General features: G+C 67.5%; 23 protein-coding genes. 7 read left to right on the plus strand and 16 right to left on the minus strand.

Annotation, left to right across the window (positions count from 1 at the left end; translation table 11 throughout):
- Nucleotides 1-124 precede the first annotated feature (124 nt).
- A complete protein-coding gene (locus AORI_RS63870) occupies nt 125-604 on the minus strand; it encodes a hypothetical protein (RefSeq protein ID WP_016334911.1) in 480 nt (159 codons plus the stop codon).
- Between the two features lie 172 nt (nt 605-776).
- Here AORI_RS63870 and AORI_RS63875 point away from each other — a divergent pair, with 172 nt between their 5' ends.
- The gene (locus AORI_RS63875; RefSeq protein ID WP_046199988.1) at nt 777-1,364 is read left to right on the plus strand and encodes a 3'-5' exonuclease; all 588 of its coding nucleotides are present in this window, start codon (nt 777-779) and stop codon (nt 1,362-1,364) included.
- Between the two features lie 121 nt (nt 1,365-1,485).
- On the opposite strand, the gene AORI_RS84040 is transcribed toward AORI_RS63875, so the two are convergent.
- Complete coding sequence (locus AORI_RS84040; RefSeq protein WP_200870927.1) at nt 1,486-1,929, minus strand: hypothetical protein; 444 nt, start codon at nt 1,927-1,929, stop codon at nt 1,486-1,488.
- 609 nt (nt 1,930-2,538) lie between these two features.
- Complete coding sequence (locus AORI_RS63885; RefSeq protein ID WP_016334914.1) at nt 2,539-3,474, minus strand: zinc-binding dehydrogenase; 936 nt, start codon at nt 3,472-3,474, stop codon at nt 2,539-2,541.
- Between the two features lie 92 nt (nt 3,475-3,566).
- Here AORI_RS63885 and AORI_RS63890 point away from each other — a divergent pair, with 92 nt between their 5' ends.
- A complete protein-coding gene (locus AORI_RS63890) occupies nt 3,567-4,163 on the plus strand; it encodes a TetR family transcriptional regulator (protein ID WP_016334915.1) in 597 nt (198 codons plus the stop codon).
- A gap of 25 nt (nt 4,164-4,188) precedes the next feature.
- On the opposite strand, the gene AORI_RS63895 is transcribed toward AORI_RS63890, so the two are convergent.
- From AORI_RS63895 to AORI_RS63905, 3 genes are read right to left on the minus strand one after another with little or no spacing between them, the layout of a single operon-like run.
- Nucleotides 4,189-4,554 carry a VOC family protein gene (locus AORI_RS63895; RefSeq protein ID WP_016334916.1) on the minus strand — a complete coding sequence of 122 codons (366 nt, stop codon included), beginning with the start codon at nt 4,552-4,554 and terminating at the stop codon, nt 4,189-4,191.
- 27 nt (nt 4,555-4,581) lie between these two features.
- Nucleotides 4,582-4,776 carry a hypothetical protein gene (locus AORI_RS84370; protein WP_043848178.1) on the minus strand — a complete coding sequence of 65 codons (195 nt, stop codon included), beginning with the start codon at nt 4,774-4,776 and terminating at the stop codon, nt 4,582-4,584.
- Nucleotides 4,773-6,236 (minus strand): alpha/beta hydrolase, encoded by a 1,464-nt coding sequence (locus AORI_RS63905; protein WP_016334917.1) that lies wholly within the window; start codon nt 6,234-6,236, stop codon nt 4,773-4,775. Before AORI_RS63905 ends, AORI_RS84370 begins: the two co-directional genes overlap by 4 nt.
- A 1,417-nt stretch (nt 6,237-7,653) precedes the next feature.
- Between AORI_RS63905 and AORI_RS82480 the strand changes: the two genes are divergently transcribed.
- Together AORI_RS82480 and AORI_RS63920 are read left to right on the plus strand one after the other, a co-directional pair.
- Entirely contained in the window at nt 7,654-9,009 is a 1,356-nt protein-coding gene (locus AORI_RS82480; RefSeq protein WP_016334919.1) for a hypothetical protein, read from the plus strand.
- Nucleotides 9,010-9,114: 105 nt separating this feature from the next.
- Nucleotides 9,115-9,729: an SMI1/KNR4 family protein gene (locus tag AORI_RS63920; protein ID WP_016334920.1), complete on the plus strand. Its 615-nt coding sequence runs from the start codon at nt 9,115-9,117 to the stop codon at nt 9,727-9,729.
- Nucleotides 9,730-10,071: 342 nt separating this feature from the next.
- Here AORI_RS63920 and AORI_RS63925 read toward each other — a convergent pair whose 3' ends face one another.
- The 3 genes from AORI_RS63925 to AORI_RS63945 all read right to left on the minus strand — a co-directional run bounded on the left by AORI_RS63925 (nt 10,072) and on the right by AORI_RS63945 (nt 15,966).
- Nucleotides 10,072-12,234, minus strand: a complete 2,163-nt coding sequence (locus tag AORI_RS63925) for a DUF6461 domain-containing protein (RefSeq protein WP_016334921.1) — start codon at nt 12,232-12,234, stop codon at nt 10,072-10,074.
- 133 nt (nt 12,235-12,367) lie between these two features.
- Nucleotides 12,368-12,901 (minus strand): hypothetical protein, encoded by a 534-nt coding sequence (locus tag AORI_RS82225; RefSeq protein ID WP_016334922.1) that lies wholly within the window; start codon nt 12,899-12,901, stop codon nt 12,368-12,370.
- 1,874 nt (nt 12,902-14,775) lie between these two features.
- Entirely contained in the window at nt 14,776-15,966 is a 1,191-nt protein-coding gene (locus tag AORI_RS63945; RefSeq protein WP_043848180.1) for a globin domain-containing protein, read from the minus strand.
- A gap of 253 nt (nt 15,967-16,219) precedes the next feature.
- Between AORI_RS63945 and AORI_RS63950 the strand changes: the two genes are divergently transcribed.
- Both AORI_RS63950 and AORI_RS63955 read left to right on the plus strand, forming a co-directional pair.
- Nucleotides 16,220-17,104 (plus strand): universal stress protein, encoded by an 885-nt coding sequence (locus AORI_RS63950; protein ID WP_043848181.1) that lies wholly within the window; start codon nt 16,220-16,222, stop codon nt 17,102-17,104.
- Nucleotides 17,105-17,139: 35 nt separating this feature from the next.
- Nucleotides 17,140-19,776, plus strand: coding sequence for a cation-translocating P-type ATPase (locus AORI_RS63955; RefSeq protein ID WP_043848182.1), 2,637 nt, complete (start codon nt 17,140-17,142; stop codon nt 19,774-19,776).
- Nucleotides 19,777-19,798: 22 nt separating this feature from the next.
- On the opposite strand, the gene AORI_RS84725 is transcribed toward AORI_RS63955, so the two are convergent.
- Nucleotides 19,799-20,089, minus strand: a complete 291-nt coding sequence (locus AORI_RS84725; RefSeq protein ID WP_081809697.1) for a hypothetical protein — start codon at nt 20,087-20,089, stop codon at nt 19,799-19,801.
- Nucleotides 20,090-20,127: 38 nt separating this feature from the next.
- Here AORI_RS84725 and AORI_RS63960 point away from each other — a divergent pair, with 38 nt between their 5' ends.
- On the plus strand, nt 20,128-21,168 hold the full coding sequence (locus AORI_RS63960; RefSeq protein WP_016334928.1) for a zinc-dependent alcohol dehydrogenase family protein: 1,041 nt from the start codon (nt 20,128-20,130) through the stop codon (nt 21,166-21,168).
- Between the two features lie 51 nt (nt 21,169-21,219).
- Here the strand turns inward: AORI_RS63960 and AORI_RS84375 are convergent, their stop codons facing one another.
- The 6 genes from AORI_RS84375 to AORI_RS63985 are packed head-to-tail and all read right to left on the minus strand — an operon-like array spanning nt 21,220 to nt 26,899.
- Nucleotides 21,220-21,657, minus strand: a complete 438-nt coding sequence (locus tag AORI_RS84375) for a CBS domain-containing protein (protein WP_016334929.1) — start codon at nt 21,655-21,657, stop codon at nt 21,220-21,222.
- Nucleotides 21,657-21,908: a CBS domain-containing protein gene (locus AORI_RS84380; RefSeq protein ID WP_016334930.1), complete on the minus strand. Its 252-nt coding sequence runs from the start codon at nt 21,906-21,908 to the stop codon at nt 21,657-21,659. The genes AORI_RS84375 and AORI_RS84380 overlap by 1 nt, the downstream gene beginning before the upstream one ends.
- Entirely contained in the window at nt 21,905-24,145 is a 2,241-nt protein-coding gene (ppsA, locus tag AORI_RS63970; RefSeq protein WP_016334931.1) for a phosphoenolpyruvate synthase, read from the minus strand. Before ppsA ends, AORI_RS84380 begins: the two co-directional genes overlap by 4 nt.
- Nucleotides 24,146-24,184: 39 nt before the next feature.
- Nucleotides 24,185-25,012: a CBS domain-containing protein gene (locus AORI_RS63975; protein ID WP_016334932.1), complete on the minus strand. Its 828-nt coding sequence runs from the start codon at nt 25,010-25,012 to the stop codon at nt 24,185-24,187.
- 46 nt (nt 25,013-25,058) lie between these two features.
- Complete coding sequence (locus tag AORI_RS63980; protein ID WP_016334933.1) at nt 25,059-25,508, minus strand: flavodoxin family protein; 450 nt, start codon at nt 25,506-25,508, stop codon at nt 25,059-25,061.
- A complete protein-coding gene (locus AORI_RS63985) occupies nt 25,508-26,899 on the minus strand; it encodes a DUF4389 domain-containing protein (RefSeq protein WP_016334934.1) in 1,392 nt (463 codons plus the stop codon). Before AORI_RS63985 ends, AORI_RS63980 begins: the two co-directional genes overlap by 1 nt.
- Between the last annotated feature and the right edge of the window lie 25 nt (nt 26,900-26,924).

Consider the following 26,924-nt stretch of genomic DNA (forward strand, 5'->3'; position numbering starts at 1 on the left):
CACTCAAGGAAAGACCCCGATCGCGTGGCCGCGACGCCGTAGCCCACGCCAAGCCGGTGATCACTCGCTCAGCGCCGCAGCACAGAGTGGCACGAGCATCCTTGTTTTCAACAGCGTGTCGCGTTCAGTCCGTGTCCGGAAGCCAGTCGTCGGTGTCTCGGTGACGGCCGAGGCCGATCGTGTCGAACTCGTCGACGTGATCGCCCTTGACGGCTCCGAGTTGCCGGAGCGCTTGGGAGATCGGGCTGCCAATGGCGGGGATGGGTTCCTTCTCCGCCATTGGCAGAGGTCCGAGGACCACTTCCCCGTCGTTCCACACCTGGGCGATCTGGGTCCCGGTGCCGCCGAAGTACTCGGCCTCGACATACGCCACGGGGCCCTTCACCGAACACGCGACCAAGGCACTGCCGAAGCCACGAGGTACTTTCCAGAATCCGTCGAGTTTCGGCGCGCCGGGGACAGTGACCGCGTCGACGTACGCGTCGGTCACCGGCAGCAGCGCCAGGTGCTGGCCGAGGGGCACGATGTGCGCCTCCTCGACGGTGTCGGCCAAGTCACGTAGGACGTTGTCGCTCGCGATGACCGCTTGCAGGCTATACCCCATGTCCACATTGTCGTCTGGCCGGCGAGGCGTCCGGCAAAGTGGGTTGGCGAGTCCGAGGTAGCGGGCCGTGGACAGTGCGGTGAGTTCCCTGACGTTCGGTGCTGGCGGTGACAACGCGGACACGCGGAAATTGAAGTGCCAGGACAGGCCGAGCATCCCTACCGTCGGCCCCATGCACCATGAATCCGCCCTGCTGAACGTCATTGATGTGGAAGCCACCTGTTGGGAGGGGCAGCCGCCGGCCGGCTCGGTGAACGAGATCATCGAGATTGGTCTCACTGTCGTGGATGTGTCGGCGGGACGCCGTGTGTCCCGGCATCGTGTCTTGATCCGCCCTGTCCGGTCGACGGTGAGCGACTTCTGCACTGAACTGACCGGACTGACGCAAGCTGAGGTTGAGCGGGGCGTCTCCTTCGGCGAGGCATGCCGGATCCTCGTCGAGGAGTACGAGGCTGGGGAGCGGCCCTGGGCGAGTTGGGGCGAGTACGACCGTCGGCAATTCGCGCGGCAGAGTCAAGCTGACGGGGTGGCCTACCCGTTCGGCTATCCGGCTGAGCGCACCCACACCAACGCCAAGGCCGTGTTCGCCGCGGTCTACGGGCTGCGCAAGAAACCCGGCATGGATCGCGCTCTGCAGATCGCCGGACTGCCACTGGAGGGACGCCATCACCGCGGCGAGGACGACGCGTGGAACATCGCCGCACTCGTCCTCGATCTTGTGGGCCGTGGGGCATGGCCGGTCACGGCCACAATCACCTGAGCAGGCTGTGAGCCTGCCCCGCTGTGACGGACAGGCTGATATTGCCCCGGTTTCCGGACATCCCTTGGAAAGCCGCAACTTTCCTGACCGACGTTGTACGGCGCCCTTCGCGTCCGGACGTTCAGGTGGTTGTCCAAGGTAGCCGTATCGCTTCGATCTCAAAGTCGCTCAGCAACGCTTCGACCAGCACCTGCGAGCCGGCGACCTTGGTGGCGCACAAATCATAGTCGGTACACAGGCACCAGGAGCGATCCTCAGCCCACAGGTTGGACGGACTGAAGTCGGTCTCAGGATCGTCGTACAAGATCGCGGCGTCACCGAGCTTCCCCACGCGCACATGGGGATTCTCGAAGTCGCTGGCCCCGAGCGTCAGCGGGCTGTAATAGGCCAGGCAGCGGGTGACCGGACCCGCGGGACTATGTTCGGTGAGGATCTCGAGCAGCCGCGTCCAGGTCTCGCGGTCCAGGCTTCCCTCGGTGGGCGGAACGATACCGAGCGGCCAACTGCCCTTCTTCCTGATTGAGGGAAAGCATCGGTACGAGGGCAGCAATCCGTCGGGAACCACAGGGTCGCCGGTACGCCGGGCAAGCTCCGCCCAGCGTAAGCGCCGCCACCCGGAACCGGGGTGCTCGGCCCGGCCCACCTCCCGTGGTCACGCTGACCGCGTCGAGGTCGACGCCGCCGATGATGTGGGGCTGGACGCTTCCATCCGCGAGGCGCGCCTGGTGGTACTCGTGAGTTGTCTCCATCGGTCCTCGTTCGTGCTCGTACATGGCGTTGAGCACCCACGCCGCGTCAGGCATCGCCGGTGGCATGAACCCGGTCAGGCCGTCGCCGCACACCGCCTGTAACCAGTCTGTGGCACCGGCCGGGGCCAGTGGCCACAGCTTCGTCAACGCGGTCGGAAACTCGGACATGCCTGCATGATTCCAGTCAGCACGCGCGGAGCGTGCCGCGAATACCTCCCGCGACAGCCGCACAGGTCAGCGGGAGACATTCGAGGCGAGCACCTCGTCGAGCAGGATCTGCTCTCACCTCTCCTGACCGCGATCGAGGACAGCAGCGGTGAACCGTGTACTTCTCGGGGTCCCACAACAGTGGCCAGCTGCCGTCGGGTCGCAGGCACCACGATTTCGTGGTGCCTGCACGCCGGGATCGATGAGCAGCAGCCCACTCAGCCGATGTCCAGCACCGCTTTGCCGTGCAGGCGCCGTTCGAGCAGGGCCGTGACCGCCTCGCCGTAGGAGGTCCACGGCGCCCGCATGCTGATCCCGGGGTCGAGGCGGCCCGCGGCGATCTCGGCGGCGAGCCAGGTCAGGTCCGCGGAGAAGTCTTCGGCCGGGTCGGCGAGCAGGAAGTAGGTGCGGATCGACCGGTCGTGCCGTCCGTCGGTCGGTGTCAACGCGGCGGCGGGGAAGACCGCATCCGCTCCGGACGACCGGCCGACGCTCACCACCGTCCCGCCCGCCTCGACGGCGGCGAACGCGTCCACGAGCTGCTGTCCCCCGACGTTCTCCAGCACCGCGGCCACCGGACGCTCCACGTGGGCGGGATCGGCGTGGACCTCGTGCGCTCCCAGCGCCCGCAGGCCGTCCTCCAGCGCGGGATTCCCGCTGATCGCGACGACCTCGGCGCCCGCGCGGGCCGCGAGCTGGATCGCGTAACGGCCGACACCGCCGGAGGCACCGGTGATCATCACCCGGCGGCCGAGCAGCTGCCCCATGCGGCGCAACACCTGCAACGCGGTCAGCCCGGCGACCGGGACGGTGCTCACCGCGCCGAGGTCGGCGCCGTCCGGCACGACACCGAGCCGCTTGGCCGGGACCGCCCGCAGCTCCGCCCATCCCGCGATCTCGCCGAGCGTGACCACCCTGGTCCCGGCCGCGGGACCGGAACCGTCGGCCGCCGGCTCGATCACGACGCCCGCCGCGTCCCAGCCGATCAGGGATCCGTCCGGAGTGGACGGATCGATCGCGCCCTTGACCTCGCCGTAGTTGAGGGAAACCGCCTCCACCCGGACCAGCGCTTCACCGGGCGCGGGTTCCGGATCGGGCACGTCGGCCTGGGACAGATGGGCTTTCGCAGCGTGGTCCACGACTAGTGCGCGCACGGTCCATTCTCCTCCGGTCAAAGTGCCACAGTGTGGCGTTTGCTCCATTGAAGCATATGCTCGCCCAAGGCGGGTCGGCTAGACTCCGGTCCATGACGACCCCCGGGGAGCCCTCGACACTGCGCGAGCGCAAGAAGCTGCGCACTCGCCAAGCCCTGGCGGAGACGGCCATCGTCCTGTTCGGCGAACACGGTTTCGACGCCACCCCGCTCGACGCGCTACTCGAAGCGGTGGAGGTGTCGAGGCGGACCTTCTTCCGCAACTACCGCTCGAAGGAGGACGTCGCCCTCACCGCCGTCAAGCAGCTCTGGAGCGATTTCCTGGTCACACTGGACGAAACCGGGAAGTCCGGGTCCCTTGTGGACGTTTTCCGGGACGCGCTGCTGACCACGTTGGCCCGCATGGACGACGACTGGTACGAGCGCTTCCCCGCGACGCTCAGGTTGATCGACCAGTCGGCCTCGCTGAACGGCCATTCGCTGCGGCACTGCGCGGAGATCCAGACCGAGGTCGCGCACCGGCTCGGCGATCCGCGCGACCTCGAACTGCGCATGCTCATCGAATTCTGCGTGGCCACCTGGCGGTGCGCGCTGGACGAATGGCTGCCCGACTGCACTTCCGGCGAGCTGCCGGGCCACGTGCGGCGCGCGTTCTCCGCCATGAACGACAGCTTGCTGCTGCGCGCCTGAAATCGAGCCGCTGATCAGCCCGCGGTCATCGCGGTCCGTAGAGCACGACGGTGTTGCCCCAGGGGTCGCGGGCCACGGCCCGGACCTCGTGCGGGCCGCGCTCCGGCTGCCGGACCACGGATCCGCCACGTTCCACGATCGCCGCCACCACCGCGCCCACATCGGGGACCTTGAACGACGCCGCGGGCACGCCGCCGGTGACGTCCTCGGCGGGACCGGCGAGGGCCAGCGTGGTGCCACCCGCGTCGAGGGCCGCGTAGCGGTCTCCGTCCACGAATTTCGTCTCCAGGCCAAGGGCCGCGGAGTAGAACCGCACGGCGGCGTCGACGTCCGGCACCGGGTGCAGCACGTTCCCGATCCTGGCCGGAGCGGCCTTCGCGTTTTCGCTCATACGGCGACCGTAGCGGTCCTCCCCCGCTCAGCGCACGAGGCCGGATTCCCAGGCCCACACGGCGATTTCCGTGCGGTTACGCGCGGCGATCTTACGCTGGATCGAGGCGAGGCGGGTCTTCAGCTGTGCGATGTTGAGCCCGGCCAGCGCCACGACCTCGGCGATCTCAGCGGCGACGGGGACGCCGGGGGCGCCGAGCCCCCGGCGTCCCCGGTGTTTCATCGTGGTTCGGCCGCGCACGCCAGATCGTGCTTCGGGCGCTGACCCGTCAGCAGGAACGTGGTCGCCGCCGTGTCGGCGCATTTGTTGCCGACGTAGGGATAGACGCCGTGCCCGCCCGCGTCGACGGTGACCATGCGGGCCCGGTCGCCGAACGCGCGCCGCAGCTTCTCGGCACCCGCCAGCGGGGTCGCCGCGTCACGCTGGTTCTGCAGCATCAGCACCGTGGACGGGCCCCGGTCACCGACGCGCACCGGCGGATCGGCGGGCGCGGACCAGAACGCGCACGGCTGGACGTTGGCCCCGGCGGCGCCGAACATCGGATGCCGGAGCCGGTCGATCGCGACGGTGCGCTGATAGGTGCCCACCGAGCCAGGCCAACGGGAGTCGTTGCAGATCATGTAATAGCGGCCGGAAACCAGGTTCTCCACGCCGGGCACTTCACCGGGGCCCAGCGGAGGGAGCGGCTGGTCCTTGTCGAGCGCCTGCCAGATCTTGGCCACGAGCGGCATTCCCGCGTCACTGAAAAGGAAGCCGTACGTCAGCATCCGGAACGTCGGGCCGTCGATGTCCCGCACGGGCGCCTTGTCCAGCCGCGCGGCGAGGTCGAAGTACTTCGCGGTGATCTGCTCGGGCGTGCTGCCCAGCCCGTAGGTCGCCGAGCCGGCCGCGGCGAACTTGGCGAAGTCCGGGAAACGGTCGTCGAAGCCCTGGGCGTACAGCCGGTCGTTCGCGTAGTCCCAGCCGTCCGGGCCCACGTTGCTGTCGAGCATGATCCGGTCGCTGCGCTGCGGGTACAGCGTCGTGTACACGGCGCCGAGGTGGGTGCCCCACGAGTACCCGGCGAAGGAGATCTTCTTCTCTCCCAGCGCGGCCCGGATGCTGTCCATGTCCCGCGCGGTGTTCGCCGTGCTGACGTGCGGCAGCATCCACGCCGACTTCGAGGTGGCGCAATGCCGGGCGATGGCCTTCGACTGCTCGGCCCGCTTCGCCACGTCGGCGGCGTCGCGCGCATACGGCGGGACGTTGCCCACCGCGCTCTGCTCGGGCGTCAGGTCACAGGTCACCGGCGTGCTGTGCGCCATCCCACGCGGGTCGAACCCGATCAGGTCGTAGCTGTCGAGGACGGCCTGCGGCATCTTCGCCGTCCTCAGGTCGGCGGGGAACTTCAACCCCGCCGACGGACCACCCGGATTCGTGAGCAGCACGCCGCGACGCTGGCCCGGGTTCTTGCTGGCCAGCCGGGAGATCGCGATGTCGATCCGCTTGCCGCCAGGGTCGTCGTAATCGAGTGGGACCTTGATCGTCGAACATTCCAGGCCGGGTGCCGCGGCGTCGGCCGGACACGGCCCCCACTTCACTGTCTCCCGCGACGCCTCCGGTGCCGCCCCGGCCGGTGCCGCCGCCGCGGCGCCCGCCGCCAGGATGGCGATCGCGAGCGCGATGGACCACGTCTTCCTCATCCGAGACCCCTCTTCCGATCTGTTGGCGAATCCCCATCCTGTCCACCAGGCGGTGAACGCACATCGAGCGCGCGAATGGTTCCTTCATCGCCTTTGGTCGACCAAAAGGACTCGGCGTTGGCGGTCTTGAGAGCGTCCTTGTCGTTGGGCGCCCGCTCGCGCCGAGGGGGCCTTCTGCTGGTTCTCCAGATCCGCGAGAGCCTCGCTGCGCCGCTGATCGGCGTCCGCGATGGCCGTGTCGGCCTTGGGCGCAAGTCGGTCAAGAAGCCAGTGAAGATGATCGGCAAGCTCGCCAACTGCCGGTAAGTCCCACGACAGCAGCCACCGCGACACTCAACGAATGGCCCCTGAACGGCGCCCTACCCGAGTTCCGACCTCGAACGCACATGACGGTTCCAAGTCGAGCAGTCCTCTGGTGAGTCGGTCGCCGCTCATCGGCATGAGCGGACGTGGCCGTGGCCTTGGGACAGTCCGCCCGATGATCGGGTCACAGCCCTGGGCAGGTCGCCCTGCTTCATGCGGCCGGCGAGTCGGCCATCTGCGGGGAGGAAATCTCGGACCTGTTGTCGAGTCCGGCGCCGTGCGATCGACGTACGGGTGAGAGCGGCGGACGGTCGACGGATCGAACGCGCCAGTGGACCGCATGTCACACCGCCGGCCCCGCCGACTGACCAGAGGAAGGATATTCAGGATGCCTAGGACACCACTGCGGCAATGAGCGCTGTTGAAGTGCAGATTTCTGTCCACGATGGTTTCAGGCTGACGGAATCCGCAGCCGGCATCGGCGTCTGATTTTGCTGCGATTACAGAGGATTGACAGCGAGACTTTCTGATTGGTAGACAGGTGTCGTTGACTCTCAACCTAGGGGGAACTGGGCGAGATATTTTCCGTTTCGATGCTTGCACGAGAAGCTCACGTCAAGATCGACAGCACGTCGATGCGATCCAGGACCACGACCAGGGGTTCACTACCTCGAACTTGGACGCGAAATCCTCGAAAAGTTTCGAACTACTAGACCATCGGGACCGCTTACACGCCACCCAGCAGCAAGCGGGATCGGGTTTCCTGATTATATTCGTTCCGCTATAGCGATTATCGTTAAGCGGCACACGAGTCGCGCTCGATACCACCGTTTCCGCTGCGGCAGGGTCGTTGTCACGAACATTTAAGTTGGTCGTTTTCGCGCACGCCTGTTGGGCCGTATTCATCTTCAGGCGAACCTTAGCGTTGGATGCTGCCCATTTGCGCGTCCACCTATCCGAATTCCACTGTGAGGGGAGCTTGATGAGAACGCATGGATGGCGGCGCGTGGCGCTTGCCACGACGGCTGTTGTGGCGCTGCTTGCCGGTTCGGCACCAGCGTACGCTTCTACCGCAACTCAGGAGCCAGGGGAACAATCCAGGCTTCTGACATACATGATCACCGATCCGGATCTGGTGAACAACCCGGCCAAGGTGACCGAGGTTCTCAAGCGAGATGGCAACTTGGATGCTCTCGGGTTGAGACCCGATCCCGAGAACGTCGACAGATCAACCCGGCGGACAGCGGCGACCGAGGATCCCGGTTACGGCGTGGACAGTGCCCAATTCGATCGTGGCGCCAAGCCCGAGAATCCCTACCAGTACATCGAGTACCCCGACTGCCGTGCGAACGACGACGCCGCCAGGCCGATCGGCTGGATCAAGAACAGGTTCTCGTACTGCCAGAAGTTCCTGTTCCCGATCTCGTACTACGATGTCACGACCGGCCTGACCAGCACAGCTACCATCCAGAACACGATCATCGGGTACGGCAAGATCGGCCCATACCCCGGCAATCCCACGCGGCGCTTCGCCGACTTCCGCTTCACCGCCCAGGTTCTCGAACCCAACGGGATCTTTCTCGACCCGCGCAGTGAGATGGAGATCGCCGTCAAATGCGCCGGCGAATACCGGGTCGACATCGGCATCGACAACGATCGGGCCTGCTACCCGAACAGTGCCCTGGAGCGTCACGACAAGAGCTTCATCGGATGGGGCCTCGACCCCCAGGCCCACTACGAGCTCTTCTCCGAAGGACAGAGCCCCAGCGTGCAGTACGGCGAACAGCTCGCCCAGGGCGTGTTCCACTTCGAGTACGACTTCGACTTCCCCGGCGTGAACACCGACCCGACCAAGAAGACCTACGAGGGCGGACTGCGTTTCGACAGCGCGTACTACCTGTGGGACAAACAAGGCAGCATCTTCGACCGTGCCGTGCCAGGCATCGCCTATTCGAAGAGCGACCCCAAGGTCGCACGCCACGCAGTGTTCGTCGACGAGGCACGCGCCAACCCCGGAGCCTCCTGGCCCCCCAAAGCGGGCAAGCGACTGCTCGGCGGCAGTCCATTGCATGCCGACTCCCTGCACCGCGTGGCCGTGGCGAAAGGCCACGACATCATCCGCGACCGAAACCGCGCCACGGCACGCGACGTGTGCTACACGCGGCCGAACATGCCCCCAGCGCTCCCCGAGGAAGGCCCGGACGTCGACTGCGACGAGTACTCCTACGCCACCACCTACGAAGGAGCCGCCGGCTGGCGTGACCCGGGAGGCGTTTTCGACCCGGACAAGTACCGGGACGAGTTCGCCGTACGGCTCGTGAACCGGGCACACAATCAGGAGGCCGGCAACCGGCTGAACTCCTTCTACCAAACCCACCGGATTCTCGACGTAGATCGCCTCATCCCACCGTGGAATCAGGAATTGGACCCGAACGACCAAGAACGTTTCTGGGTTCCCATCACCCCCTAGACTGCCACGGTCGCCTGACTGACCAGGCGGGGTGCGTCCCGGTGCGGCCAGACGCACCCCGCCCGCACCGCATTCGGATGCACGACGACGAGAAGGTGGGCATTTGTGACTGCACCCGTCAACCAGCTATGGCAGCAGATAACGACCTTGCTCCAGGAACATGCCCCCGCAACCTCGCGGGCGATCCGCCCAGCGGGTCCCGCGGAGGAGATCCGCGGTCTCGAGCGCGTCGTCGGACTGCCCCTTCCAACGGATCTCCTCGGCTGGTGGTCCCTCACGGACGGCGTCGACGACCGCCACGACCAACAAGCCGGGACTCTGGTGCCGAACCGGTTCGTCCCCCTCTCCCCGACCCGCGCCCGCGAGGAATACCAACGACTCTCCGAGTCGACCGCCACAGACCCGACATGCTGCGGCTCAGACCAAACACACCAGAACCAAGCAGGCGACGACGGCGGTCCCTTCTGCTCAGCACTGGTCCCCATCAGCACCGACGGCACCGGAGCCGCCCTCTGCGTTGACCTGCGCAACGGCGACGACCACGGCATGATCATGATCATGGCACCCGGTGACGGCTTCAGCGCGACCCACTGGGGCAGCGTGACCGACATGCTCACCGAGATCGCCGAACGACTCGACTCCTACGCCCACGGAACCGAACTCCCCTACGGCGAGAAACACCCGACGGTCACCACCGAGGGCATGCTCCACTGGCCCTAGAGACGTCCAGCCAGCGTCCCCAGGATCCCCAGGATCCCCAGGATCCCCAGCGGGCCGCGATCGGGTTCACAGATATGCCACGCGGCCGGGAGCAGCCCGATCACTGGCGGAACCGTTCCAGTCGTCGTGGCCGGGTCCAGGAGGCTGGTAGGCCCCTGCGACGGTAGGCCACCCGCCGGAGGGCATCCCGCTTGTGTCACGGTGGCGGCTTCGCTCAGTCGATCCGGCTGGCACTGGATTCCACGGCGAGGTCAAACGGACGCTTGGCCCAAGGTTTCCTCACCGCACGCACCGGTACTTGTGTCCTCTGCTCGTCGAGGACTGAATTACGAGTGCCAGCTGCTACCGCTGGCGAGCTACTCGGCGCGCGTGCTCCAGCAGGTCCTCACCGCCCGGTCCGGCCGCGTATCGTGCCGCGGACAGCGCACCGATCGCGGCGGCTAGCGGATCCGGATTGGTCGCGTTGTGCAGCGCCTGCCATAGCCAGGAGTGCTCCCGATACGCCTGCAGCTGCGATCGCCTGGCCGCGAGTTCCGCCTCCAGGCTCAGCCGGCGCTCCGTGAGCACCTCCGCGATCACCGGGTCTCCGGTGACGCCGGCGTGCTCGACCACGGCCGACGCCGCCCGCCAAGCCAGCTCCCGCAACTTTTCCTCGGGTACGAAGGCCAGCCGATCGGTGTCCGCCCCAAGAGGACCATGACCGGGGAACGCGCGCGAACCGTCGGCGTCACGTGCCTCGGGATACAGCTCGGGCAGATGTGGCAGGATGCGATAGGCGACGTCCTCCTCGACCATCCGCTCGAGATCTTCCTTCCGCAGCCGGTATCCGGTGTACCGCTCGATGGCGAGCAGACCCTTTTCCAGTCTGTCGCGATAGCCGCCGAAGTCCAGGCCGGCCAACGCCCGGTTCACCTCAGGGTCGGCGATCTCCTCCGGGTATCCGAGTTCGGACGACGCGAGCACGTCCCCGTTCTCGGCGAAGGACAGCCGGGTCACGGCGTTGATATTCCAGAACAGGCTGCCCGTGCGACCTTCCCGTGACAACGGCTCCAGCACCGGCCGGTACGAACCTTGGAAACCGTTGAACTCGACGGCAAGCACCCCGCCTTCGACCGGAAGCACGGCCACCCAGGGATCAAGGTCGAACGCCGCCGCCAACTCCTGCGCGGACTCCGGTTCGGCCGGGTCCGCACCGAAGGCGCGGAGCACCCCAGCGGGTGAGCCGCCCCCGACCACCGTGACTGTCGCCGCCTCACCGAGCATGCTCTGGCGGATCCACCGATAGGCGGCCTCCGGGGGAGTCTCGATGTCGGGCACGGGTTCACCGCGGACGACGTAACCGCGCCGGTCATCGCGTTTGTACACGATGTCCTCACCCGGCGGCGCCTGCCACAGCATGAGTTCGTAGCGCTCGCGCTCCTCGCCGTCTCGGCCGATCGCGTGCACCCGCACACGGAAATCGCCCGGCCACGGCGGTGTTCTCACGTGCCGCCGCGAGTCACTTCCGCTCAAGGTGGCGTCGCCCCGTTCCGCCCGCCAGGAGAACTCGACGACCTCGTCCCACCAGTCGAGTTCCACTTCGTCCGGCGCTCTTTCGAGGATCCGCGTCGACACCGGCACCTGGCCCTCCCCCAGCCCGGTCCGGACGGCGATCCCGCCGGGGACGGCGACGGCCAGGCCATTCCCGCTGAAGTCGGGCTCGCCGAGGACACTGTGCTCGGCCAGGGTGAACCGATGCCCCCGCACCGAGGCCGAACCCGACGCCGACACCGGCAGAACGTACTCGGCGCGGCGTTTCTCCAGCAGCGCGGCCGCGTACGCCGACGGCATCGGACTTTCGCTCAACAAAGCCGAAACAGCGCCCAGCGCCGCACCAACGACGGCTGCGGGCGTCCCCGCGAGGAGCGGAGCTCCTGCCCTCCGCAGCACCGGCGCGGCGGCCGCGACTGCCAGCGCGAGATGGGCCGCTCCGTGCGCCCCCGCCAATTCCTCTTCACCGGTGAGCTCCGGCGGGGGCTCAAGCAGCGGGACCAATGCCTCGTGCCCGGCCAGTTCCTCGACCAGCGCCACGATCAGTGCCGAAAGCCCAGGCCGCAGCTGATCGAGCAGGCGCACCGCGGTGACGGTCTCGGCGCAAGGCCCGCCGATCATCCCGAACCCGAAGGCATGCGGCGTCTCGTCCGGCCCCGGCACCGCTGCCTCGACCTCGTACGGAATGGGGACGGTCAACGCGTCCACCGTCAATTCCAGCGCGCCGAGCAACCGCTCGGAGACAGGTTCACCGAGCGAACGCAGCCTGCTCAACGCCGCGGATTCGCCATGTCCCATAACCAGCGGTCCCACCACGAGACCGAAGACGTCCGGCTTCGCATCCGGCGCGCCCAGCCTGCCGAGCGCCGCCGCAGGACCGCGCGGGATCCGACCGCGCAGCATCGGGACCAGATCCGCGACCACCGGCACGAGTGCGTCCGCCAGTCCCGGCGGAACTTCCCTGTATTCCTCCATCTCAACCCCCGACGCTCGACTACGCGCGCACAGTAACGAATGCCACCGACAGACTCTTCCCACATCCACCCACGGCCCGATCCGCCACAACACGCGCAAGCTCTCGGCCATCCGGGATGCCCTGCAGCGCTCGTCACGCTATTGGTCGGTGTGGAGTTCGATGATCGATGTAGTTGACGTGATCGGCTTCCAGCCGGGAGATCTGGTCTATCAGCCCATCCGGACGGAGACGATGATGGGCCGCTTCAGGCAGCAGAGCGGGGTCGAGGGGGTGCAAGGCCTGGGGGTTGTGGAACACGTCCATGCCTTCCATCCACGTCTCGAGCTGGTCCGGTCTGACGACGTGCGCGAAGCGCAGGGCCTCGGAGGAGTTCGGGCCTGGATTCCAGCAGCGGCCGGTGCGGATGAGAATGGTAGCGTCATCGCCGAACCCGGCGTTGACACCCATGCGGTTGAATTTGGAGATTGTGCCGCTGGAATTGAATAGCACGGCGCTGACGTTCTCGGCTCCGGGCTGGGAAAAGAAGTTCGATGGCACGCTCTTCTCGCCCCAACGGTGCTCGCTAATCTGGACTGACCGCGTCGCCAGTCCCCCGTCGTCGCCAGGTGCGGACTCGACGAACCGACCATAGAGGTAGATGGGCAGCGCGCCGTGGCTATACGTCATCGACAGCGGTTGGTGAAGTCTTGGATCGCGAAGACTAGCGGCTTGTTTGCAGCAACTTCGCGTGTCCAGTATCGCTTTTCCAACTTTCTCATCAGCGGTCCGGAGTACTTCGTAGGCAGATAGTGCCGGACATACCTTGTCCAGTCCTCGTCCGCGTCGGGCAAGGAGGCCACCTCCACTAGCTCCACCGTCTGTTTCGTAGGATTGACGGTCGTTGCTTCTACGAGTTCTGCCCAAGATGCGGACGCTGCGACTGCCAGCGGCGTCAGTCACTGACTGAAACCTGTAAAGAATGTTTCGCGCAATCCCCTAAGACCGATCTCCAGAATGGCGTTTGCAACAACTGTCGCTAATGACTATCCGGCAAAGTGCAAGCAGGAAGCACAGATCGAACCGAAGTCAGTTTCATTCAGACGCCGTAGCGTGGGAATCGACCCAGAGGCCTGGGGGTCCAGCGAAGCGGGCGGGCGCACATCAGGGCCTGCCCCCGGCCAATAAGATCGGCCGGCCGGCACGCCATACGGGCGCCCGCAGCCCCAGGCCGACCCCCGTTCTGTCGGCTGAGGTCCACGAGGTACTACTCATCGATCGCGTGCTCCTTCAACGACACCACGCAGTGAGTAATCGGCTTCCCATCGCGCACGGACGGTACGCATCAACAAACGTGAACGTTCTGCCCCCAGGCCGAAGAGCCGCATAAGGCCCTCCGCCGAGATCGGGCGTTGATGCTCCTCGCGATGACGGCGGTCCACCTCGATGGCTCGCTCAACGAGGTCGTCATCGAGTTGACCAGCTCAGGCCGCGTATCCGCAGGGACTTCAGGAGCCGCTCGTGCGCATGGAGCCGGCGACGCCGACAGAGCGGCCGTTTCCTCTTCGGGCGAAGTCGTGGAGGCGAGCTCCCGGAGTAGTACTGGGCCGACGTCGGCCCAGCCGATCAGGAGTTGCGGGCCGACCGCATCAAACAGCGCCCGGCCGATCTCCCCCGCGACGAGCGGCTCGGCCACGTTCATGGCCAACGTGATGACGCTCGAGACCAGCAGTAGCCGTTGCGCAGGTCGGATCACCTCGGCAGGTGCGCCACACAGCGACAGCTGACAGATCGCGATCAGCAACGCCAGGACCGACAGGTCGACGGCAGGAGCGACCAACGGAGCGACCCAACCGGAGACCGAACGCCAGGACGTTGCCGAACCCGAACAAGAACGTCAACCCGACGATGACACCGACGATGACCGTGACCAGTTGCAGAACAGCGTCACGCTCAACTGGGAATCCAACAGCTTTGGCAGACACGAAGTAACTCCTCGTAGCCAGCAAGTCGTGATCAACTGGCGATATTCAGGCGACCGGAACGCGCCGCAACGCGTTTGAAGCCGCTCCAACGAGGAGGAACGAGAGACCGGAGACCTGCGAAAACAGAGGAAACGCCTGGTCAGGAGCTAGTTCGATCTTCCCTGACACGGAAGAGGTCACTGGTTCAATCCCAGTATCGCGCACCATCTGTTTTCGCAGGTCAGAAGCCCTGCTCCTCCTCGGAGGGGCGGGGCTTCAGTCGTAAAAAGGCGATGGCCTTCGAAGCCGCATGTCCCTGCACGCCATCCGCGTACCAGGCGCCGCGTCGGTTGCACCCGGCGCAGGAGCGAGCCGGCTGACGGGGCATTCACTTTCGACGCCGCCCTCGGCGATCAGCTTCTCAAGTCGCTGCCACCGTTCATCCAAGTCCTTCGAGCCTGGGCCGCCGACACCACGACCGCCCGTGAACCGTCGAGAAACTGGCGAGCCTGTCCCGCTCGGCATGTCAGCCACTTCGGGGGCTTGAAGGTTCCGTGGTCGATGGCGTGCAGGAAAGGGCCTTCGGTACTCCACACGGGATCAGCCCTGGTCGAGCATTCCGGGGCCGAACACCTCGTAGTGAACACGTTCGGCGGCCAGGCCGCGCCGGATCAGCCCGGCGCGGATCCCGTGCATGAACGGCAAGGGGCCGCACAGGTAGGCGGTGGTGCCTGAAGGAAGCGGTAGCGCGTCGACGTCCATGAGGCCGGACTGCGAGCGGTCGTCGTGGTCGTGCTCGTACCAATACAACTCCTCGACCTCGCCCAGACCCGTCGCGGTCTGGGCGCATTCGGGCCGGAGCGCGTGCTGGGCGGGCGAGCGGTCGGCGTGGGCGAGGATGATCCGCCGGGTCGGCTGGGTACGGGCGAGGTGATCCAGCATGGCGGCCATCGGGGTGATCCCGATCCCGGCGCTGACCAGGAGCACCGGTCCGTCGCCGGTGTCGAGGGTCGTCTCGCCCGCGGGCGGCCCGACCAGCAGGGTCTCGTCTTCGGCCACACGGTCGTGCAGGTGATTGGACACCGCGCCGTCCGGGGCGCCGTCGTGGCCGCGAACCCGGCGGACGGTGATCCGCAATGAACCCCTTCCAGGGCCCTGCGACAGTGAGTACTGGCGCGGCTGGCGACGGCCGTCGGGCAGGTCGATCGCGACCGAAACGTATTGGCCGGGAAGGAAGTCCGGTACGGCGGCGCCGTCATCCGGCACCAGGGTGAACGACACCGCGTCGACGGCCTCGTCGACGCGTTTGGCCACGCGCCAGCGTCGCCAAAGGTCGGCAGGATCGAGATCGCCGCGTTCATAGAGACGGGCCTCGGCCGCGATCAGCCAGCAGGCGAGCAGCCAGTAGACCTCGTGCCACGCCGCGGAGACTTCGGGGGTGACCGCGGCACCGAGGACCGTGCCGACGGCGGTGAGCAAATAGTGGCCGACAAGGGGGTACTGCTCGGCCCGGATGCCCAGCGACACGTGCTTGTGCGCGATCCGTTCGGCGACGCGTTCGAACGGCGCGGCGCCGTCGCCGTCGAGCAGGTGCTCGGCGAAGCCGGCGACGGCCGACGCCAGTGCGAGCTTCTGACGACCGTCGGCCTGGTTGCCCTGGTTGAACAGGTCGAGCAGTTCCGGATGCGCGGCGAACATCGACGAGTAGAACTCACCGGTGATTTCCACGGCGTGCGCGCGCACGACGGGCAAGGTGGCGCGAACCTCCGCGGCGGATGCTGGGGACAGCAAGGAATTCTCCTTATTCGGGGAATCGGACCAGGCCTCGCAAGGCGCCGATGCGGCCACGACCGGTCTCTCTTTTCCCGATCCTGCCGGGAACATGGTGCGGCACCTAGGGATCTTCGACGTACTCGGCCGGGGACCTTGGTCCCTACGGAACTCGGCCGATGGCACTGGGGCCGGAACGTGGGGAACGGCAGGCTGAGTGACGTGATCAGCACCGCCCGATGGGGGCGGGGACTACTCCCGATTCGAGGACACGATGACCGCACCAGACGTGCGACCGGTTGTGGTGGGTGTGGACGGCTCTTCTTCGGCCCTCCACGCGGCGCGCTGGGCCGCGACCGAAGCGGCGAGGCGGAAGGTGCCGTTGTCGATCACGCATGCCTGCATGCTCATCCCGGTACAGGTGCCACCCGGGGTGGAGCTGCCGAGGCCGTACGCCGACGCGCTGACCGAACAAGGGCGGGAAATACTCGCGGCGGCCTTGGAGGCGGCCAGGGAAGCCGCCCCCGGGGTCGACGTGACCACCGAGCTGCGCGGCGGAGCCGCGGCCGAGTACCTCATCGGGCGCTCGGCCTCGGCGGAGTTGATCGTGCTTGGCTCTCGCGGCCTTGGCGGGTTCACCGGGCTGCTGGTCGGCTCGATCGCGGTCGCGGTGGCGACGCACGGGCATTGCCCGGTCGTCGTCGTCCGGGGAACGGACCGGCCACAGGACGCGCCGGTCGTCGTCGGTGTGGACGGTTCGCCGACGAGTGATGCGGCTTTGGCTTTCGCCTTCGACGCCGCCGCGGCGCGCGGTACGCGGCTGGTCGCCGTGCGCGCGTGGTCGGACTTCGCCGTGGACACCGCCTGGAAGTTCGTCGCCGCTCTGGACTGGGAGAGCATCCATTCAGTGGAGACGCGGCTGGTGGACCAGCAACTCGACGCCTACCGAAGCAGGTATCCCGACGTTCCCGTACAGGGTGTCGTCGTTCGCGACCGGCCCGCGCACACGCTCCTCGAACTCTCGCAGGACGCCCAGCTCGTCGTTGTCGGTTCCCGAGGCCGCGGCGGCTTCCGCGGACTGCTTCTGGGCTCCACCAGCCAGGCGTTGATCCACCACTCCGCCTCTCCGGTGGCCGTCGTCCCGCCCACCCGGCAGTGAAAACCGCACCGGCGAACGGATGCGCGACCCGGCAGATGCCGGAAGTCTCCAATCCCTGGTCCGTGGAGACCGCGGAACTGGCGTCCCGCCTCGACGTCGATCCGGGACGTGGCCTGGATTCCTCGGATGCGAGCGACCGGCTCGAGATGACCGGGCCCAATCGGCTCGCCGAGGCAGCGTCGAGGCCGTGGTGGCGGGTGCTCGTGGCACAGGTGGCCAGCCCGCTGAACCTCGTGCTCGTGGTGGCGGCCGCGTTGGCGGGCGTGGTGGAGCGGTCGTATCGGGAAGCGCTCGTCATCGGGCTGGTCCTCGGCTTGAACGGCGTCCTGGGTTTCGTGCAGGAACGACGGGCGGATCGAGCGGTCGCCGCGCTGAAGAGCCTGCTCAGCCCGTCTGCCCGGGTCCGCCGCGACGGCAGGGTGACCGAGGTGCCCGCGGCCGAACTCGTGCCGGGGGACGTCGTCCTGGTGGAAGCCGGTGACCGCGTGCCCGCGGACGGCCGGGTGCTGTCGACGGTGAACCTGGAAGCCGACGAATCCGGGTTGACCGGCGAATCCACCCCGGTGCCCAAATCCGTGGAGCCACGGCAAAGCGAAGTGGCGCTACCCGATCGGACGTCCATGGTCCATATGACGAGCATCGTCACCAGGGGCCGTGGCGAGCTGCTGGTCACGGGCACCGGTATGCGCACGGAGATCGGCAAGGTCGCCGGGCTGCTGGAACGCACCGATTCGACACGGACACCGTTGCAGCGGCAGCTGGACAAGCTCGGCGTCCGCTTGGCTTATCTCGCCGGTGTCGCGGTCCTGCTCGTGGCGATACTGCAATTCGCGGCGGGCGGCGGTATCGGCGAGGTGATCACACTGGCCGTCGCGCTCGGCGTGGCCGCCATCCCGGAGGGGCTGCCCGCGGTCGTCACGGTGACACTGGCGCTGGGAATGCGGCGCATGGCCCGTCAGCGCGCGATCGTCAAACGGCTCCCCGCGGTGGAGACCCTCGGCGCGACGACGGTCATCTGTACCGACAAGACCGGCACTCTCACGTTGAACCAGATGACCGCGCGTTCGCTGTGGTACGCCGGTCGCCGCTACCTGGTATCGGGTGAAGGCTACGGCTTCGAAGGCGCGATCGCCGCCGAAGACGGTGGTGAACTCCCCGACCTCGGTGAGCTGCTGACCACCGCGGTGCTGTGCAACGACGCCGTCGTCCAAGACGCCGCTCTGGTCGGCGATCCGACCGAGGGCGCGCTGGTGACCCTGGCGGGCAAAGCGGGATTGGACGTCATGGCGCTGCGCGGCGCCACTCCCCGCGTCTCCGAGATCCCCTTCGACTCCGCCCTGAAGTACATGGCGACGTTTCACCAGCACGGGCGAGCGCTCCGTGCGCACGTGAAGGGAGCGGCGGACGTCCTGCTCCACCTGGCCACCCATGTGCGCCGGGAACACGGTGACGTCCCGCTCGACGACGACGAACGCCGGAGGGTACTGGCGGAACTCGATCACCTCGCCGGCCGAGGTCAGCGCGTACTGGCCGTCGCCCACGGCGACACGGAGGTGCCCGCGCTGCCGCGGCGGCTGGTCCTGATCGGGCTGATCGGACTGCTCGACCCACCACGACCGGAAGCCCGCGCCGCGGTCGCCGAATGCCACACCGCCGGCATCGACGTCAAGATGATCACCGGTGATCACCTGGCCACCGCGACCTCCATCGCCCGCGCGGTCGGCATCGAGGGCGACGGCATGTCGGGGCCGGACATCGACCGGCTCGACGACCGTGCCCTCGAACAGGCCGCGACCACCACCGGCGTGTTCGCGCGAGTGGCACCGGAGCACAAGATCCGCATCGTCGACATGCTCAAGCGGCGAGGCGACGTCGTCGCCATGACCGGTGACGGCGTGAACGACGCACCGGCGCTCAAAGCCGCCCACATCGGTGTGGCCATGGGGATCACCGGCTCGGACGTGTCCAAGGAAGCCGCCGCGATGATCCTCACCGATGACAATTTCGCGACCATCGTCCGGGCGGTCCGCGCCGGCCGCACGATCTACGACAACATCGTCAAGTTCGTCCGCTTCCAGGTGGGCACCAACGTCGCCGCGATCCTCACCATGGTGGCGGGTTCCCTGCTGTTCAGTACCGGAACCAGCGTTCTGACACCGCTGATGTTGTTGTGGGTCAACGTGATCGCCGACGGTCCCCCGGCACTGGCGCTCGGCCTGGAACCACCACGGCGATCCGTCATGGACGAGCCACCACGACGCCCGGGAGCGCAGATCCTCAGCGCTGGACGCCTGACGCGGATCGTGTCGTCCGGACTCGTGATGGTGGCCGGCACCCTCTTTGCGTTCTCCCACGGCCTGGACCGCGGCATCGAAGTGGCGCACACCCTGGCCTTCGTCACCTTCGTGGTGTTCCAGCTGTTCAACATTCTCAACGTCCGCGACGAACGCGCCTCGGCGTTCGGCAGGCTCCTTTTCCGTAACGGGCGGCTCTGGGCCGCACTGGGTGCGGTGCTCGCCCTCCAGATCTGCGCCGTGTACCTGCCCGCCGCGCAATCCCTGTTCGGCACGACCGCCTTGACCGCCCTCGACTGGCTCGTCGCCACCGCGATCGCGTCTTCCGTCCTGTGCGCCGAAGAACTACGCAAGGCGGTGGCACGCCGGCGGTCATAGATCCTGACCGGGCCGCGATCACTCACTCTCTCCGCGGTACTTGGTCATATTCTCGCTGCCAGACGTTGCGGCCGAAGATCAGTCCGGTGGCGCCGGCGTCCATCGACTCCCGCGCCTTCTCAAACATGGCTTCGTCGCCCAGCCTCGCTCCGCCGGAGACCAGCACCAGGGTCCGATTGAAGAAATCCTTCAGCCGACCAGGTCCGGATATCGACTCGCTCGACGCTAGGCACCCCGTCGCGACGGCGATGCGGTCGTATGTCGCGCCCCGCAGGGGCTTTGGGCTCTGTGTCGAGCGGCCGCATCGCGACACGCTCGAACCGATAGCCCTTCCGCGAACAAGGAGAGAACATGAAGGCGCTGGTTTTCGACGGGCCGGGGCGACGGGCTTGGACCGACCGGCCTCAGCCGGAGCTCACCGCGGCGACCGACGCGATCGTCCGGGTCGACGCGGTCACCATCTGCGGCACCGATCTGCACATCCTCAAAGGCGACGTCCCGGCGGTGGAGCACGGCCGGATCCTCGGGCACGAGGCGGTCGGCACGATCATGGAGGTCGGCCAGGCGGTGACGACCCTGAAGCCGGGCGATCGGGTACTCGTCTCCTGTATCACCGCGTGCGGACGATGCGAATACTGCCGGAAAGCCGTCTACGGGCAGTGTCTCGGCGGTGGCGGCTGGGTCCTGGGCCACCGGATCGACGGCGTGCAGGCGGAGTTCGTGCGCGTTCCGTTCGCCGAGACGTCCACCTATCCACTGCCGAAAGGCGTCGCGGACGAGGCCGCCTTGATGCTGGCCGACATCATGCCGACCTCCTATGAAGTCGGTGCCCGCAACGGGAAGGTCCAGCCCGGCGACTGTGTCGCGATCGTCGGGGCGGGACCGATCGGGCTCGCCGCGATCACCACGGCGCAGCTGTTCGGGCCGAGTTCCATCGTGGTGATCGACAAGGAACCCAGCAGGCTCGCCGCCGCCAAGACCTTCGGCGCGGACGTACTCCTCCAGCCCGGCGAGAACCCGGCCGCGGCCATCGCCGAGCTGACCGGCGGCCTCGGCGCGGACGTCGCGATCGAAGCGGTCGGCGTGCCGGAGACCTTCGAACTGTGCACGAAGCTGGTCCGTCCCGGCGGGCACGTCGCGAACGTCGGTGTCCACGGCGCGCCCGCGACGTTGCATCTGGAGGACCTCTGGATCCGCGACATCACCATCACCACGGGCCTGGTCGACACCTCGAGCACCTCGATGCTGCTGCGGATGCTCGCCGCCGGCAGGCTCGACACGACCCGGTTCATCACGCACCGGTTCGGGCTCGACGAGATGGACGAGGCCTATGACGTCTTCGCCCGGCCTCAGGAGAGCGACGCCCTCAAGGTCGCCCTCTTCCGCAACTGACACACGCCGGCCCGCTCTCGTCCACAAAGGACGAAAGCGGGCCGTGTCGGCTCAGGAGTGACGCTGGAACGCCTCGATGACGCCGGTGTTCACCGGTTCCTCGATCGGCAGGTGGCTGTCGTCCAGTTCGGCGGTGAGATGTTCGCGGACGTCCACCACACCGTCGAGCCGCCGGATGAGCGCCACGATCACCGGGATCATGCCGGTGCGTTCCACCTGGCCGCTCACTGTCACGACGCCGTTGTGCACGGCGACCGACAGGGTGTCGGGATCGATCGCCATCGCGCGTTTGATGACCTCGTCACGGACCTCTTCGCGCAATCCCGAGTCCGACCGGAGAAAGCCGCGCAGCAGGTCGGATCTCCCGACGATGCCCACCAGTTTCGCGTCGTCGAGAACCGGCAGCCGGTGCACCCCGTGGTCCTCCATCAGCCGGATCGCTTCGTCGACACCTGCGTCCTGTGGCACCGTGATCGCGGGCTTGGTCATCAGCTCGTCGGCGCGGCTTCCCCGCACCTTGCGCCGTAACCGGGGCGGAACCGCAGCAGGCGGTGCCGGATCTCGCGTTCCAGCAGATCACGCTGGGACACGACGCCGACCACCGTGCCGTCGGCGTCCACGACGGGCACACCGCTCACTCCCCAGCACGAAAGAAGGACGGTGATCGCCTTGAACGGGGTATCGGGCGCCTCGGTGCGGCCGAAACTCTTCCGCAGGCCGCGGATCTCGATCGCGTTCACCGGGCACCGTCCAGCAGGATCCGGCGTTCCGCGGCCGCGATGGCGCGCCGGGACGCGTCGACCGCGTCGGGGTTGACGGAGATCGACGTGATGCCGAACCGCACGAGATGTTCCGCGAAGCCCGGCTTCACCGAGGGGGCTTGCCCGCACAGCGACGAGGTGATCCCGGCGGTCCGCGCCGCGCCGACGATGCGCCCGATGGTGTCGAGCACGGCGGGGTCGGCTTCGTCGAACAACTCCGCGCAGACCGCCGAGTCCCTGTCCACGCCGAGGACCAGCTGGGTGAGGTCGTTGCTGCCGATGGACACGCCGTCGATGCCCATCCCGGCGTACTCGGGAAGCCAGTGCACCACGGACGGGACCTCCGCCATGATCCAGCGATGCAGGCCGCGCTGCCGTCCGAGCGGGCTCGCGTCGATCAGGTCGAGACAGGCCTCCAGCTCCCATTTCGTGCGGACGAACGGGATCATGACGTGCAGGTTCGGCGTCTGTTCGCGGACACGGGCGAGCGTGCGCAGTTCGAGGTCGAACAGGTCCGGTTCCCGGACGTAGCGGAAGCAGCCGCGATAGCCGATCATCGGATTGCTCTCGACGGCTTCGTAGGCCTCTCCCCCGGCGAGACCGCGGAACTCGTTGCTGCGCAGGTCGGTCGTCCGGTAAACGACCGGACGAGTGCCGAAGGGGCGGGTGATCCGCAGCAGCGACTCGGCCATCGAGTCCACAAAGGACTCTTCTTCGCCCTTGGCGATGAGGTCACGGGGATGACGGCCGCCGAGCGCTTCGGTCAGCAGGAACTCCGCCCGGAGCAGACCGACCCCGTCGACCTGTCGCGCGGCGACCTCTTCCGCGTGTTCGGGCATGGCGAGGTTGACGTAGAGCCTGGTTCCGATCGTCTCGGCCGCGGCGGGCGGGACGATCGGTTCGGCGTGTGCCGAGGGCCTGGTGTACCCGGACCGCACTTCGCCGGTGGTTCCGTCGACGGTGACGGGCCCGCGCCCCGCGAGTACCCGGGTCGCGTCGCCGGTGCCGACGACGCAGGGAACCCGTAGCTCCCGCGCCACGACGGCGGCGTGGCAGGTCATCCCGCCGCCGTCGGTCACCAGCGCCGAGGCCCGCCGGATGGCGGGCACCCAGTCGGGATTGGTCATCGGCGCGACCAGCACCTCGCCGTCCCGGAGCTGCCCGCCTTCGGCCGGATCGCGCAGCACCCTGACCGTCCCGCCGCCGACGCCGGGCGACGCGGCCAGCCCCGTGACGAGGACGTCCGGAGCCTGCTCGCGATCCGGCGGAAGGGTGGTGACCGGGCGGGACTGGACGACCCAGATCTCCTTGCCCGCCAAGGCGAACTCGATGTCCTGAGGCGTACCGTAGTGGTCTTCGATCCTGGTCGCGAGCCGCGCCAGTTCGAGCACCGCCGCGTCGTCGAGGACGCGGCGGCCCACCGCCTGCGAGGGAAGCGCGACCTTGACGTCTCCGCCACCGACCTCGGCGATGATCTTGTGGGATTTACTGCCGACCCTGGCCGAGACCAGTCGCAGGCCTTCTTTGGCGACCAGGTAGGTATCCGGTTCGACCGCCCCGGAGACGATCGCTTCGCCCTGGCCGAAGACCGCCTCGACGACCAGGCGGTCACGATCCCCGGAACGGGGGTCCGCGGTGAAGATGACTCCGGAGCGATCGGCGGCGATCATCTTCTGCACGACCACAGCGATGGCGGGCTCCCCGGTGAAACCACGCCCGGCGCGGTACCCGATCACCCGTGGCGAGAACAACGACGCCCAGCAGTCGACGATCCGCTCCCGGACGGCGTTGTCCCCCCACACGTTGGTGAAACTGGCGTTCATCCCGGCGAACGAGGCTTCCGCGCCGTCCTCCCCCGTCGCCGAGGACCGGACCGCGATCGGCGTCGACTGCCCGATCCCGTGGTAGGCCTCGATCACGTCCGTCAGAACGCCGGCCGTCATCCCCGCCCGGTGGACCAAGGCACGAAGCTCGTCGCACAACCCCGACAGCTGCTCCGGCGCATCCGCCGACGCGAGCGCCTTCTCGTGCAACGCCGCGATCTCAGCGCGCACTCCTGCTTCGTCGAGCGAGGCCAGGTATGCCTCGCGGAGCACGACGAACCCCGGTGGGACGGAAAACCCCGCGCTGATCAGCTCGCCGAGATTCGCGCCTTTGCCGCCCGCCGATTCGGCGTCGGCGAGGCTGACCGTCGACAAGTCGCGTACGTAGCTCATCGCTTTCCCTCCGGAGGTTGACCTTTACGGAATCCCTGTTCACCGGTTCGCCTCGTCGTCCCATCCGAACCGGACGTGATCGACTACCTTGACGACACCGGCGATCCGACGCACCAACGCCGCCAGCAGGACAGCCTGACTTCGTCGCTCGACCTCACCGCGCAGGGTCACGGTCCCGTTTTCCACCTCCGCCCGCACCTCACCCTGCGACGGGCGACGGGTCAGTTCCGAGATGTCCCGGAGGACTTCATCCCGGATCTCCGCGTCCGTCCGAACGAACGCGTGCACGAGGTCGGCCCGGCTGACGATGCCGGTCAGCTTGCCGTAGCGGTCGACCACCGGCAGCCGCTTGACCCGGTGCCCCACCATCAACCGGGCCGCCTCCACGACCGGCCGACCGGCTTCGACGACCACAGCGGGGGCGCTCATCACGTCTTCCGCGGCTCGTCCGTCCGATTTGGATCGGATACCCGGTACCCTCGGCCGCGACGCGGTGACCGACTCGACGTGTTTGAGCAACAGGTCGGCCTCCGAGACGACGCCGATGACATACCGGTCGTCATTCACGACGGGTACTGCGCTGATCCCACGGCCGACGAGGATCCCGGCGATCTCCGCGATCGGGGTACTCTTCCGCACCGAGTGGACCTCACGGGTCATGACGTCGCGGACGGCCATTCCGGTCATCGGACGTTCTTCGTCCTCTTCGGACCGTTCCTCGTGCTTCCGCGCGCGATAGGATTCCGCGGCGAAGTATCTCCGCATCGCCGCCTCCGCCAACTCACCCGACGAGCGAGACGAGCCGGACCCGGCAGCGATCGAGTCCCGTGCTTCCTTGGCCACGCGTGCGTTTTCGACGTCGTTCATGTTCTGCTTCTTCCTTCTTGGAGTTGGCGAGTCGTCCCTCGGGGCTTCAACCGGCCGCGGTCTGCAGAAGCCGCGTGGCGAGCGCGGCTCCCCATGCCTCGGCGCGCTCCTGCTCATCGTCGGCCAAGATCGTGGCGTTCTTGCCGACGTCCGCGAAGAAGCTCCACCGGGCTCGGCGGAGCCTCGTGTCGAAGACCGCGAACGGCACACGGCGTGATGCCGTCGGCAAGGCGCTCAGCCATTCCCGGACGCCGGTCGCCGAGCGGACGCCACCTTCGACCTCCTGCCGCGCGCTCTTGCGGGTACCGGGCCGGGTCATGCCGTGGGCATGGGTGGGACCGCCGACGACGAGCAGGCCGAGGCCGTCCCACTGGGCCGGGGCGTCGTCGACGTTGACGACGTCGACTTCGCACGAGGTGGCCAAGCCCTTGCCGATCGCCCTGGCGATGATCTCGGTGTTGCCGAACATCGACTCGAAGACCACGAGTACCTGCATCACGACTCTCCTTGGCTGATCGGTGAAAGTTCGTTCGAGACACGGGTTACGGCGACCGCGGCCAGCGCCACCCCGGCGGCGAGCAGCAGCAGGCCGGATACCAGCAGAGTCCAGGACAGCCAGCCGAGTACCGGTACGGTCGCACCCGCCTCCGCGCGGACATCCACCCCCGCCGAGCCGTCGGCGTTCATCACCACGAGGGTCCAGTCACCGGCCTGGTCCGGCCAGGTGATCGTCTGCGTGCCCGGGCCGACCGCCGAAGCCGTCCAGATTCCCACTTCCCACGGGAGCACCGGCGACTCCGGAGAACGGTGTACGGCCAGCTCGCCCGAAGCGAGATCGGTGACCGTCGCGTGGTCGGTCCCGCTCAGATAGCGTTCCGCCGCCGGGGACGGCGCGACACCGACGAAAACGTCCTTCAGGCCGAGAGCGGTCACCCGTACGCGGATGTCGCCGAGCGCACGGGTAACGGGGACCTCGCCGGCGGCGGTGGCGACGAATGTGAACCGTTCGCTCGCCAAGGCGGCGGTGTCGGTGCTGTAGGTACTCGAGACCGTCAGGTATCCGTCGTCGTCGCGGTCGACCCGGTCCAGCCACAGGGACGCGGCACCTCCGCTGATCAGACCGGTCGACAGGACGGCGAGGGCCACTCCGATCACGACCGACACGACACGACCGGTCGTCCACCCCGCCGTACCCGGACGCTGCCGTACCGGTTCGGAGGGGCCTTCGAGCGGCGAGCCGGGTTCGGTACCGCCCGAATCCAGGCGGAAGGGCGGGTACTCGTCGGTCATGAGGGCGGCGTAGGCGCCCACCCGGATGACCCACCGGTCCATTCCGATCACGAAGTCGAAGATCGGCTTCGGGTATTCACCCCGCACCAGCAGGATGACGCCCGCGATGAGCACCAGGATCCCGATGAGCCCGCCCGCTCCCCACTGGAAGCCCTCGTCGGAGCCGTACCACAACCAAAGCCCGCCTCCGGCGAAGAGACCGACGACGAGGTAGTGCGGGATCGCGAGCAGCCACCACTTCACGAGGACGAGGCCGCGGGAAAGCCGCTCCGGGTAATCGATTTCGAGCCGGGCGGGATAGCCGGGGACGTCGGCCAGGGTGAACGGCGGATAGCGATCCGTGCCCAGCGCGGCGTAGGCGTAGTAGTGCACACGCCACGCCCACCGGAGAACCCCGACGTTGAACTCGAAGATCGCCCGCGGATACCGCCCGGTGAACAGGATGGCGAAGAACGCCACCGCTGTCAGCGGGATGAACGCCAGCCACAGTACCGCGAGCACGAGATAGTGCGGGATCGCGAGCAGCCATTTCACCAGCCACAGCCAGCGGGACAGATCAGGATCGAGCGAAGCCTCGACGCGGACAGGGGAACTCATGGGACGCCTCCTTGCGGGGAGCGGA

Origin of the sequence: Amycolatopsis keratiniphila (assembly GCF_000400635.2) — a bacterium.
GTDB lineage: Bacteria > Actinomycetota > Actinomycetes > Mycobacteriales > Pseudonocardiaceae > Amycolatopsis > Amycolatopsis keratiniphila.